Source organism: Moraxella equi (assembly GCF_002027555.1).
In the GTDB taxonomy this organism is placed as follows: Bacteria; Pseudomonadota; Gammaproteobacteria; order Pseudomonadales; family Moraxellaceae; genus Moraxella; species Moraxella equi.
The window spans coordinates 1-11,973 of sequence record NZ_MXAP01000043.1 but is presented as its reverse complement, the minus strand read 5'-3'; the positions used below and the strand labels follow the sequence as shown (position 1 = coordinate 11,973).

Here is an 11,973-nt window from a genome sequence, read left to right as displayed (position 1 = left end):
TTCGGTTGGTATATAAGTAAAAAACAGCAAAAACTTGGGGCTGAAGAGCCTTATAGGGTTGTCGTAGCAACGTGCAATAATACCTATCATCGAGTAAGTACTGCATAGCCAAACCCCAAAAACCATACAACCCCAAGGAGTTATCATGTCCAAAAATGATGAAAAGGTTAGTATCAAAACCATCAATAAGATGTTTGAATATCAGCTAACCATTCCTGATTACCAACGCCCCTATAAATGGCAAATCAAGCACATCAAACAGCTTGTTGATGATATTTATTCTTATTTTAAGGACAAAATCCAAGAATGCCGTTTGGGCGTGATTGTTTTGCATAAAGATGAAGGTAAAGATGAATATAACATCGTAGACGGACAACAGCGACTGACCAGTTTGTTTTTGTTGCTATATGTATTGAATAATAATGAAAATCCATTTGGTGAACCTAATTTTCTTCACAATAAATTTAACCACAGTCAAAGTGTTGAGCATATCAAGCAAAATTATGAATACCTAAAAAGCTATGTGGTGGATTTTGGGCTTGGTGATGATTTTAAGGACTTTATCCTTGGCAAATGCACATTTGCAACTGTTATCTTAACTGATATTGACGAAGCCTTTCAGTATTTTAATTCGCAAAACTCTCGGGGTAAAAGTTTGGAAGCCTATGATTTGTTAAAAGCATACCATCTAAGAGAAATGGTGGGTGTGGATAAACCTGCCATTCAATCAACAGTTGAGCAATGGGAGCGGGCAATCACACATCCAATATCGTTAAAGTTGATTATCAATGACATTTTATATCGCCACCGTGAATGGGGGAGATTTCGTTCGGCTGAATACTTTGATGGGCAAAAAGTCGATATTTTTAAAGGGATAAAATCCAAAGATAAAGAGAGGCATATACAAACTTTGCTACGCCATTTATCCAGTCCTGACATGAATATGCCTATGTTTGATGGCGTTGGCTTTTTTGATTATATTGCTAACTATCGCCAGCTGTATGGCAGTCTTTTTGATGATGGTGGTCTGGTGAATAATGAGCAAATTGCCTTATCAGATAAGAATAATGAGCCGCTATATCAGACATTGCAAGCTAATACAGGGCGTGTGGGTGATTTTTATCTATTTACGCTGTTTCGGATTATAGTGATGGCATATTATGATAAATTTGGTGATTACGAATTAAAAAGAGCGGTCAGAAAAATTGCCCAGTGGGTGTATCGATTACGCCTTGAAAAAACACGAGTTTCATTTGCAACCATCGAAAATTACGGCATGAAAGACATCAGCATCGCTTTTAACGATGGCGACTACCAGCAAATGAACAGCCTGTACAATGTCATTCGCTGTGCTAGCATGCCTGATGAAGTACTGGATTTTCAGATTAAACAGGTAAATATTAAATTTGAAAATGCAGAATATGCAGAAAAACTGCTATCAGGCTTGGTGATTAATAAATTAGGAGAAAAACAATTGAATAATTCGCAAAATCAAGGCATCGCACGATTATCTATCAAAGAGCTGTTTGATGGTCAAGATAAATACATCATTCCTATCTATCAGCGTAACTATGCGTGGGGCGAGCAGGAAGTGGCACAGCTGATTGACGACATTCATCGCCATGAGCAGGGTAAGTATTATCTGGGCAGTTTGACGGTCAAAAAGGGTGATGATGGCTTTGAAGTGATTGACGGTCAGCAGCGATTGACGACTTTATTTTTGTTGCTGTCGGTGCTTGAGTATTCATTTGGACTGGGTTTGTCTTTTGAACATCGGGAAAATTCTAGCAAAGAGCTGGATATTATCAAGCGAGACGAAGAGCTTGATTACAATAAGGATAGTCAGATTGCGGTGATTTATCATTATCTTAAAAAAGATGGTAAAAAGTTGTTTGTCCATGATAATAAAAATCAACAAGATTTTTTGAAAAAATTGCTTGATCAAGTGCAAATTATTCGCACCGAAATTCCAGAAAATACCGATTTAAATCAATACTTTGAACGCATGAATAATCGTGGCGAACAGCTGGAGCATCATGAAGTCATTAAAGCTAAGCTGATGGGTAAGCTAGACCAAGCTGACCAAGCGGTATTTTCCGCCATTTGGAATGCCTGCTCGGACATGAATCGCTATGCGGTGTCATCATTTTCTAGTGATGAACGAAAAGCATTATTTGAGAGTGGGGGTGAGTATTTTCGGTTGTATGAGAATTTTGGGAATATAAAAAACAAATTTCCAGAAGCTCAAAAATCACAAAACAGTGACGATAAACAGCCTAATGATGAACCTAAAAAATTATCTGAAATTTTAAAGCCGTCCACTGTTCAGCCAATCAATGAAAAATCAGTAAAGCAGTCCGAACGCTTTACTTCCATCATTGATTTCCCAAACTTTTTGGTACAGGTGTTGTATTTATTTTTAAAAGACAAAAAGGGTGATATTGCAATCAACAATGGCATTCATCGCTTAGATGAGAAAAACCTAATTAAGCAATTTGAGCAGTCTGGCTTGTATGAGAGCGTTGATGACATCAAAGACTTTGCCGTGCATTTATTAAATGTGCGGGTACTGTTTGATCGCCATGTGATTAAGCATGATGGGCTTGATAATAAAGATGATTGGTATATATATCAATTTAAAAAGTCTGATAAAAATAATTCAAATAATTATTATGCAAATGCTTTCGATGTTGCTGATCAGGATAAGCAAATCAAAATGCTACAAACCATGTTTCATTATTCATTCCCAGCCAAAAACTATAAATATTGGCTATTTGCCTATCTAAAACAGCTAAATGATGAAAGTCGAAAAAAGCTGGAAAAACACGAGGCGAATGGCTGTGCGTTTAAGCTGCCTGCCAATGAGCATATTAAGTTTTTGGAAGAGCTGTGCGACAAGTTTTATTTTAATCGCTTTTATAATTATGCGAGTGATAAAAGTAGTAAGGGTGATGAGTATTTTGACATCATTTATCAAAAAGTTGATGAGCGGACAAGCGTCTTAAATTGTGATTTTTTACATCAGGGTACAGATGTTGAGAATTTTATCTTTAATCGTTTGGATTATATTTTATGGCGTAAGCAAGGCAGATGGTGTTGGCGAAATGATGAAAATTTTAAAGCGGGCATTGATTTGTCAGAATTCCTAAAAAAGTTTAAATTTACTGCCAGAAATTCGGTGGAGCATTATTATCCGCAAAATCCAGTTAATGGCAAAAAATTATCAGACAATGATGATGAGAATGGAAAAATTATTAATAGCTTTGGCAATCTGTGCTTAATCAATCATAGCCAAAATTCGTCCTTAAATAACAGAATGCCCGATGAGAAAAAGTCAGGATATAAAGACAAAGTTGCTCGTCATCAGTCTGTCAGCATTAAGCAAATGCTGATGTTTACCTATAAGGAGTGGGATAAAAATACCATTCAAGAACACGGTGAAAAAATGATTAAACTTCTAAATGAGAAAATTTCTACATAGATATCAATTCACCATTTTATAAAATACCCCATTTTTGGGCTATCGGGAGAGAATATGACCTACCAAATCCAAGCCCTAACTTGGCGTGGCGGGATGCCGTATCAACAGGACGCCGTGCTTGTTAATACCAAGATTTATCAGCATAAGGGTGTTATCTCAACGCTTGATGAATGCGATGATTTTTGTGTGGCGGTGGCAGATGGCGTGGCAGTCAGTCCCAAGTCAGACATCACATCACGCACGCTGTTAAGACTGGTTCGGCAGATGTATGGCGAGCAGGGGTCGTTGGATTTTGACAGTTTGCAACATCGGCTAAATGATACGTTGGCGGGTAAGGCGGGCTTTGATGGCAGTAGTAGTACGCTCGTTTGTGCCTATACTGATAATGACGGTGTGATGATTAAGCATTTGGGCGACAGTCGGGCATATTTATATCGTGATGGTTGGCATGGCTTAACCCAAGACCACAGTTTTATTAATGAACTAAAAGCACAGAATTTGGCAGAAGACGGTGATCATGCCAGCTGCTATGGGGCGCTGACAGGATATTTTTGTGTTGATGGCTTGGGCGATGAATCGGCTGTGGCAATGGTAAGCCATCAAAACATCAAGCTACAGGCGGGCGAATGTTTACTCTTATGTAGTGATGGCTTTTCTGATGTGTTGGAAGGTAATTTTTTGCCAATAACAAAAGATCTGCCACTAAAAGAATGGCTAAATGACAGCATCAAACAGCTAAAACGATCTGGGGCAAAGGCATGGCTTGATAACGTCAGTCTGATTGTGGTGCGATGCATGGCATGAGTGTGACGGTCTTGATGGCGTGACTTGTAGAGCGTTGTTTTTACCTTGAAATTATTCCCAAATTTAGCGATAATATAACGCTAAATTTTGACAATAATAACACCATGACTGAGCCAATCACCCCAACCGTATCGCCCACAGCACCGCCCCATATAGAGCAATCCACACCGCCAAAACCGCCAAAATCCAAACGCAAAAAACCCAGACGCTCCCAAGAAGACATCATGGCAAATGCCTTTTTAAAGGCGACTTTTAAGCCAGTCAAAAAAGCCATGATGATGGCGTATTTGCTAGACATTGCCAGCGTGTTGGTGCTGGTGGGGCAGGCGTGTGTGCTGGTGTGGCTCTTTGATGGGTGGCTGACGAGCTTTGTGCAGGGCGTACCGCTCCCTGATAGGGTAACAGGTAGTGGCTTGCTGTTTAATTTGGGACTGCTGTTTGGATGCTTGGCGGTACGCATTGCCATCGGCTATGGGCGTGATGTTTTACTAAGCCAAGCGGGGCTAACCGTTGCCAAATCGGTGAGACAACGCCTATTTGTCAAATTGGGTGAGCTTGGGCAGGCAAGGCGTGATTTTGGGGCGGACGGGGCATTGGCAAGTAAAATCATCGATGAGCCTGACCATTTGGTTGGTTATGCTCGCTTTCACGTCCAAAAGATGACCGCGGTTACCACACCCTTGATTTTGGCGGGGTGCGTGGCGTTTTATAGTGCAACCTCAGCATTGGTATTACTGCTTACCGCACCGCTTGTGCCGATTTTTATGGCATTTATCGGTATCGCTACCGCTCGTAAAAGCCGTGAGCAGATGGACGCCTTGGCACAGCTTGGGGGGCGATTTTTGGATTGGATTCGTGGGGTCAATACCTTATCACAGCTTGGGGCGGTGGACATTGCCGTATCAGACATCGCTAACAGCTCCGAGCATTATCGCAAACGCACGATGGACGTGTTAAAAATCGCCTTTTTAAACAGTGCGGTGTTGGAATTCTTATCTGCCTTATCCATTGCCTTGGTGGCGGTGTATTTGGGTTTTGGCTTGATGGGGATTTTGCCGTGGGGCAAGGGGCAGGTGCTGACAGGCTATGGCACGGCGTTATTTATCCTACTGCTTGTGCCAGAGTTTTATGCTCCGCTACGCCGATTGGGGGCAGAGTATCATGTCAAAGGGCAAGCGGTGGCGTGTGCCAAGGCAATCGCTCCCATGCTAAATTTTAAAGCCAAAACAGGGGGTGATGTGGTGGTCAATCTTGACAGTCCGCCCGCTTTTCATCTTAATAACATTACGGCATTTGGCGATGATGGGCGAGTGCGATTATCGCCCATCAGTCTAACCTTTGATGCAGGCAAATGCACCGCCTTGATGGGGGCAAGTGGCGTGGGTAAATCCACGATATTACAAATCCTACTTGGCTTTGGCGACTTTGCTGGTGATGTAGTCATTCACACTGATGGCAGGGCGGTGCGGTATGACGAGCTTGATATGAATATGCTAAGAACACAGCTTGGCTATCTGTCGCAGACCACGCCATTATTGCCAATCTCTATCGCGGATAATTTACGCCTTGCCAAACCGTCCGCCACCGATGATGAACTGGTGCAGGTGCTAAACGATGTCGCCTTGTGGGACATCATCAGTCAGTTGCCAGATGGCATAAATACCATGCTTGCTGAGCGTGGCGGTGGACTATCAGGCGGTCAAGGCAGGCGGCTTGCCATAGCCCAGTTATTATTGCAAAACGCCAAAGTGTGGCTACTTGATGAGCCGACCGAGCATTTAGACAGCGAGACGGCAGGGAAAATTAAGGCGTTATTATCTCGTGTGAGTGTCGGCAAGACCGTGATTTGGGTAACGCACGATGGGGTAGGGGTGGACTTTGATGTCGTTCATGACTTGACGGCATTGTATGAGCAAAAACAACAAAAGGCGGTGCAACATGGCTAATCAACCAAGCAGACGCCCATTTCGCCTAAGAGAGTTATTACTTAGCCAAAAGCTTCTGTGGCTCATCGCATGGCTGTTAGGCATAGCGACGGTATTGTCGGTACTGGGACTGGTCATGCTCTCAGGGTGGTTTATCACGATGGCAGGCGTGGCAGGGGTGCTGGCGGTGGGATCGCACGCCTTTAATTATCTTATGCCGTCTGCGATTATTCGTGGTTTTGCTATCGTGCGAACCTTTGCCCGTTACGGCGATTTGATGGTGTCGCACCATGCGGTGTTTGGGCTACTTCGTGATTTGCGAGTGAAGTTCTTTTCGCATTGGGCGAGACTGCCGTTATCGGTGCGACTGCAAAAGGGCGGTAGTAGCGAGACCACGCAAAAGCTGGTCAAAGACATTGACACGCTGGACGCATTTCCACTGCGAGTGGTGTTGCCCTTTGTGGTGGCGGTCGTGGCGGTGGCGGTGTTGTCGCTTACGGTGTCTGTGATGATGCCTACAGCGTGGATTGTCGTGCTACACATGGGGCTGGCACTCATCATTGCGGTCATGACCTTATATAAAGGTGTGCAACTGGCACGGCGTGAGAGTGAGCTTGTGGTGCTACGCAAGAGCAAACTCATCAACACCTTGCCTGCCCTAACCGCTCTCATCACGTGGGGCAGATGGCGGGACAGCGTGCGTGAGCTTAGTGAGTATGATGAGAGACATCATCAGCTGACGATGGCGACCCTGCGAGCCAGACGTAACGCCCAATCACTCATTCAGCTTATCATTGCGTTGGCGGTGGTGCTACTGCTACTGACGGCAGGGCGGATATTTGAGCAGGGCATTACCCCCTTTGTAGTGGCAACGCTAAACAGTCATACCGCCCTAAATCCTGCTATGGTGCTTGCCTTGACGCTTGGGGTGTTTGGGCTGATGGAGATAATCTCGGCACTGGTGGGTGAGCCGCTTGCATATGGTAGAAGTGTCAATGCCAAAGCACGTATCAATGAGCTGATGAGTGTAGACAGCACGCCCCAAAAACAGCCGATAGATGACAATCCAACCCTTATCCTAAAAGACTTATCCATAAAAATGCCGTCTGCCATCATGAGTGTGGACGGTATCTGTGTCACGCTCACCCCAACCACGCCCACGCTCATCATGGGGGCATCAGGGGCAGGCAAATCGACACTGCTTGCCACGCTGGCAGGGGAAGTGCCACGCATGAGTGGCGAGATGGTGGTGCGGACATCAGCTCTTTGTGATATAGACATGGATAACGTGGATTTTGGTCGCTCGTTTGGCTTTTTGGGGCAAAACGTGGACATCTTTGACCAAAGTCTTGCCGATAATCTACGACTGGGTAAGCTGTCAGCGACTGATGATGAGCTGTGGGCGGTGCTTGATAAAGTGGGTCTGTCCGACTGGGCAAAGCACCAGCCCAAAGGATTAGATACGCCACTTGGCGAGTACGGCATGGCGATATCAGGCGGTCAAGGTCGGCGTGTGGCACTGGCTCGTCTGCTTCTATCACCCAAAAAAGTGCTGTTATTAGATGAGCCATTTGCAGGGCTAGATAGCGCCACTCGTCATCAGGTATGGCAGAGCTTGACGGAAATGCAACAAGCAGGCGAGATTGGCGTACTTGCCATTGCCACGCACCAAATATGGGACGAGATGGGCGATGTGAATGTGGTGCGTGTGGGGTGATTAAACAGGGTGGTTTTGAATGGGATTTAACCACCAAAAAGGGTAAGTCATCTTGCCCTTTTTGATTGTCTGATATACACCTAACCAACTTGATATTTACCACAGACTTTGTAGGGACTGGCTCCGCACGTCCTTTGATAACATACCACTTTTTATAGGCATGCACAGCACGCCCCTACACCCAAACATCATTGTGTTTGTGGTAATTTTAAAGTTTTCTGGGTGTAATCTTCAATTTCAAAATATACCAATTGGCAGTAAAGTGCGTATTACGTACTCCGCCATAATAAAAAACTCTACTCCATTCTTGACTTTTTATAAGTGATTGATTTACCAAGGGAAAATTGCAATTTCGTCCCTGCAACCTAAAAAATAATCATTAAAAAATGAAAAATTGATGTGGTTGCGGTTAATTCACGATACAAACATTGCCCCTATTTTAGCAATAAAAATAAAACCCCGCCATTGACAGGGTTTTATTTTTTGGTTACTTCTTGGTTTAGGGCTTATAGACAAACACGTCTTGTCTGCTGGCACTGTACTTACCATCTTCGGTGTAGACAGTGATGGTGACGGGCATGGTGCCACTGATTTTGGCAGGGTCGCCAAAGATACTCACAGGCAAGTCATAAGGCTCGTTGGCTTTGAGCGGTAACTCTTTAAAGCGAGATTTTAAGGTCAAGCCATTGACAGGTTCTAGTTTGACTTTATAGACTTGTCGCTCATCGGTCTTATTGACGATTTTTAGGACATAGCTGTTCTCAACCATGCCGTCACGTCCGACACTGCTGATTTGCTTACGGTTGTGGCGAATCTCAAGCTCCAAGGGGTCACGCCCTGTTGCTACCATTGTTGCCACCACCACCAGCACACTAAGGATAAAGATGTAGGCAAAGATACGCAAGCTTACGATTTTGGTTTTTTCTTTATGGACAAGCTGACGTTCGGTGGTGTAGCGAATCAGACCACGGGGATAGCCCACCTTGTCCATGATTTCATTACACGCATCGATACACGCCGCACACTGGATACACTCTACTTGTAAACCGTCACGAATGTCGATACCCGTAGGACATACCTGCACACACATGGTGCAGTCCACACAGTCACCATAACCTTCGGGGTGGTCGCCTTTTTTGCGAGCCCCACGAGGTTCGCCACGGTCATAGTCATAGGAGACAAGTAAGGTGTCCTTGTCAAACATCACTGATTGGAAGCGACCATAAGGGCAAAAATGCACACACATATGTTCACGCATGTAGCCCGCATTCATATGTGTGACAAAAGTGATGATACCAAAGAATATCCATGTCATCTTGCTCCAACCCATAAAGAACGGCGTTGCCCCATTAAAGAATAGGTACTCCGTCCCGACTACAAGCGACATGAATGTCACAGCGGTAATCATACTCATCACACCCCATATCAGATGAACGAGTAGTTTTTTGCCAATCTTAGAAGCGCTATTAGGCTCTTTGTCGAACTTGATGCGTTTATTACGCTCGCCCAGTACCCATTTCTCTACGTGTTGATACAAGTGTACATAGATGGTCTGTGGGCAGGCATAGCCACAGAACACACGCCCTGCATAGACCGTTACCATAAACAGTGTAAAGGCGGCAATCATAAAGATGAAGGCAAAGAAATAAAAATCCTGTGGCATAAAAGTCGCCCCAAAGATATAAAACTTTGGTTCGGCGACATCAAACTGTATCGCCTGACGACCGCCCCATTTTATCCATGGCAGTATCAAAAATCCCGCCAAAATGGTGTACATGCTCACTAGGCGGATGTTCTGATATTTGCCCGAGACAAAGCGTGGATGCACCCGTTTCTTGGTAGCGTCCATGTCCTTAGAATGTGGTATCATTTTCTCGGGCGGTGGCTTGGGCTTTTTGGTTTTTTTAGGTGGCGGGGTAGTGCTGGTATCAGGCTTGTGAGCGGGGGGTGGCTCAGCGGACGAGTTTTTTGCTGTATCGCTTGATTTAGGGTCAAAAACTTCGGGTTCGGCAGTTTCTGTGTTTTTTACAGAATTATCGGATGACTCTGACATGATATAACCTTAGCTGTTGTGGCGAGTATTCGCTCTTGGCTGGGCTCATTGATACTGATTTTATCAATTTGGAATAAATATATTCTACACCTTTTCCATAATTTTTTAAAGGATTAATTGTCTTGCGATAAGTGTTTACAAGAGTTTTTGCTTGTAATGGTTGTTGCTATTTACTTACTATCTGTTATATTAATAATAATTATTGGTAAAAATGTTCACTATTTTCTTTAAATCCGAGTGTGTGGGTATGACTTTTGTGCGACAAATGGTAGCTGCATTGGCATAAGGGCAAAATCGTGATGCATTCCCTTTGTCTGTACATGATTATTGTCAAAAAGACGATAGCCACAGTATTAAGCTATCATGGCAAGGTGACAAATTTTGTCAGTTTGTTGTGGTTATAATGGCTTTAAATGAGTTTTTGGTGTGGGTGTATTACCCATTATTTTAATTTAAATAAGAATTGTCATGAACAACATCTATCGTGTCATCTGGAATAAGTCAACCCAGACTTTCCAAGCGGCCTGTGAATTTGTCAAATCACAGGGTAAATCATCAACGGGGACAGTCGGTTCAAGCGAAGTGCCGAAACTTGCGGGCAAGATTTTTCTTTTAGTGCAATCTCGTCAGTGTTGATAATATTATCCGCCCCTGCACTGGCAGCGACAGGTAACAGCCAAACTGCAAATAGCAACGTTTGTTATTTTGATGTAGCGAGCAATTCTGTAATTTGTGGTAATGCAGATACAACAAATAACAACAAATATTAAAGGTGCTGATAACGTAACCACAGGTTGTAGTTCTGGTGCACGCATTTGGGGTAACAGAAACTGGTCTGCTGGCTACGTGGCTAGTAGCAATATCGGTGTTATGGAAAGTGGTGCTCGACTAGATGTCAATACGAACACATTCAAAGCAGATGGTGCTGATGCAAAAGTATTGTCATCTACCAGGAACATCTCTGCGGACACCAATTCAGGCGGTTTCATTGCAGGTGATAATAATATCGCCTTCGGTAAGGAGGTTGGTAGGTATGTTGGTAATGACAAAACAGCATTGTCTAAGAGTAGTGAAAATATTGCTATCGGCTCTAACAGTGGTCGGTTTATTAAGAATAACTACAACGTTGCTTTAGGTTGCGGTGCAGGTGCAGATGGCGATATTCTAGACCGCACCAAATCAATCAGTCAAGGTTATCAAGCGACTGCTTATACTAACGACAGCATTGCCGTAGGTTCTGATGCTAAAGCAGGCACTAAAGGTAGTAAAACTGCCGTAAACGCGATAGCTATTGGTGCAGGTGCACAAGCTACCGCTAAAGACTCTATCTCTGTCGGTACTGGCACAGCACACAAGCTCAAAAACACATCATCTTACCATTACCACCTTACTCACCTGAACTAAATCCCATAGAACATACTTGGGCAACCATTAAGAAGTGGCTTAGGAGCCATTTGGCGGAGTTTGAGACAATCGAAGAGAGTTTGAAGTGTTATTTTGGGGTTTGGGCACTGGGTAGTGATATTACGGCAATGGTTGACAACTCTGTATTCTTGAGTGATAAGTCATCTTCAAATGGTGTTCATACTACAGCTGATGGTGGTAACTACACTTATGCAGGTGCCAACGATGTCAATGTCGCCGGTGTTACAAACAGCACAACAGCACCAAATACTACTCCTGTTGTCGTGGTAAGTGTTGGTACAAAAGGTGGGCAAACTCGCCAAATCCAAAATGTTGCCGCAGGTGTGGTGTCTGCTGATTCAACCGATGCCATTAACGGTTCTCGCTGTATTATACCAATGAAGCCATCACTAATTTGGCGGGTAATACCATCAATGTGGGCAACCAGTTAAATGCCCACATTGATGACGTGGAAGACGATGCCAGTGCAGGTGTATCATCAGCGATGGCAATGGCTCCTACCACAAGCTTTATATTGCTGGCAAGTCAATGCTAACCGGTGGTATGGCAACATACACCCCACAAACCC

7 protein-coding genes and 1 pseudogene are annotated in these 11,973 nt (G+C 44.0%); 7 read left to right on the top strand and 1 reads right to left on the bottom strand.

Going from position 1 to position 11,973, the window contains the following annotated elements; genetic code table 11:
• The first annotated feature begins 145 nt into the window (after nt 1–145).
• The 4 genes from B5J93_RS04340 to B5J93_RS04320 all read left to right on the top strand — a co-directional run bounded on the left by B5J93_RS04340 (nt 146) and on the right by B5J93_RS04320 (nt 7,927).
• Nucleotides 146–3,481, top strand: a complete 3,336-nt coding sequence (locus B5J93_RS04340; protein ID WP_079324923.1) for a DUF262 domain-containing protein — start codon at nt 146–148, stop codon at nt 3,479–3,481.
• A gap of 54 nt (nt 3,482–3,535) precedes the next feature.
• The gene (locus tag B5J93_RS04335; RefSeq protein ID WP_079324921.1) at nt 3,536–4,285 is read left to right on the top strand and encodes a PP2C family protein-serine/threonine phosphatase; all 750 of its coding nucleotides are present in this window, start codon (nt 3,536–3,538) and stop codon (nt 4,283–4,285) included.
• A gap of 104 nt (nt 4,286–4,389) precedes the next feature.
• The gene (gene cydD, locus B5J93_RS04325; RefSeq protein ID WP_115236685.1) at nt 4,390–6,231 is read left to right on the top strand and encodes a thiol reductant ABC exporter subunit CydD; all 1,842 of its coding nucleotides are present in this window, start codon (nt 4,390–4,392) and stop codon (nt 6,229–6,231) included.
• Nucleotides 6,224–7,927, top strand: coding sequence for an amino acid ABC transporter ATP-binding/permease protein (locus B5J93_RS04320; RefSeq protein WP_079324915.1), 1,704 nt, complete (start codon nt 6,224–6,226; stop codon nt 7,925–7,927). The genes cydD and B5J93_RS04320 overlap by 8 nt, the downstream gene beginning before the upstream one ends.
• Before the next feature lie 499 nt (nt 7,928–8,426).
• On the opposite strand, the gene ccoG is transcribed toward B5J93_RS04320, so the two are convergent.
• Complete coding sequence (gene ccoG / locus B5J93_RS04315; protein ID WP_079324925.1) at nt 8,427–9,776, bottom strand: cytochrome c oxidase accessory protein CcoG; 1,350 nt, start codon at nt 9,774–9,776, stop codon at nt 8,427–8,429.
• A gap of 672 nt (nt 9,777–10,448) precedes the next feature.
• Between ccoG and B5J93_RS14375 the strand changes: the two genes are divergently transcribed.
• The 3 genes and pseudogenes from B5J93_RS14375 to B5J93_RS13300 form a co-directional block, all read left to right on the top strand.
• Nucleotides 10,449–10,616 carry an ESPR domain-containing protein gene (locus tag B5J93_RS14375; protein ID WP_079324913.1) on the top strand — a complete coding sequence of 56 codons (168 nt, stop codon included), beginning with the start codon at nt 10,449–10,451 and terminating at the stop codon, nt 10,614–10,616.
• A gap of 102 nt (nt 10,617–10,718) precedes the next feature.
• Nucleotides 10,719–11,384: a hypothetical protein gene (locus B5J93_RS14370; RefSeq protein WP_079324911.1), complete on the top strand. Its 666-nt coding sequence runs from the start codon at nt 10,719–10,721 to the stop codon at nt 11,382–11,384.
• Nucleotides 11,345–11,473, top strand: a pseudogene (locus tag B5J93_RS13300) (transposase); the annotation flags it as partial. The gene B5J93_RS14370 and the pseudogene B5J93_RS13300, both read left to right, overlap by 40 nt.
• Between the last annotated feature and the right edge of the window lie 500 nt (nt 11,474–11,973).

Bases quoted from the DNA above. Each gene is read 5' to 3' on its own strand.
- B5J93_RS04340 (WP_079324923.1), top strand. From the start codon at position 146: ATGTCCAAAAATGATGAAAAGGTTAGTATCAAAACCATCAATAAGATG.
- B5J93_RS04335 (WP_079324921.1), top strand. From the start codon at position 3,536: ATGACCTACCAAATCCAAGCCCTAACTTGGCGTGGCGGGATGCCGTAT.
- cydD (WP_115236685.1), top strand. From the start codon at position 4,390: ATGACTGAGCCAATCACCCCAACCGTATCGCCCACAGCACCGCCCCAT.
- B5J93_RS04320 (WP_079324915.1), top strand. From the start codon at position 6,224: ATGGCTAATCAACCAAGCAGACGCCCATTTCGCCTAAGAGAGTTATTA.
- ccoG (WP_079324925.1), bottom strand. From the start codon at position 9,776: ATGGACGCTACCAAGAAACGGGTGCATCCACGCTTTGTCTCGGGCAAA.
- B5J93_RS14375 (WP_079324913.1), top strand. From the start codon at position 10,449: ATGAACAACATCTATCGTGTCATCTGGAATAAGTCAACCCAGACTTTC.
- B5J93_RS14370 (WP_079324911.1), top strand. From the start codon at position 10,719: ATGCAGATACAACAAATAACAACAAATATTAAAGGTGCTGATAACGTA.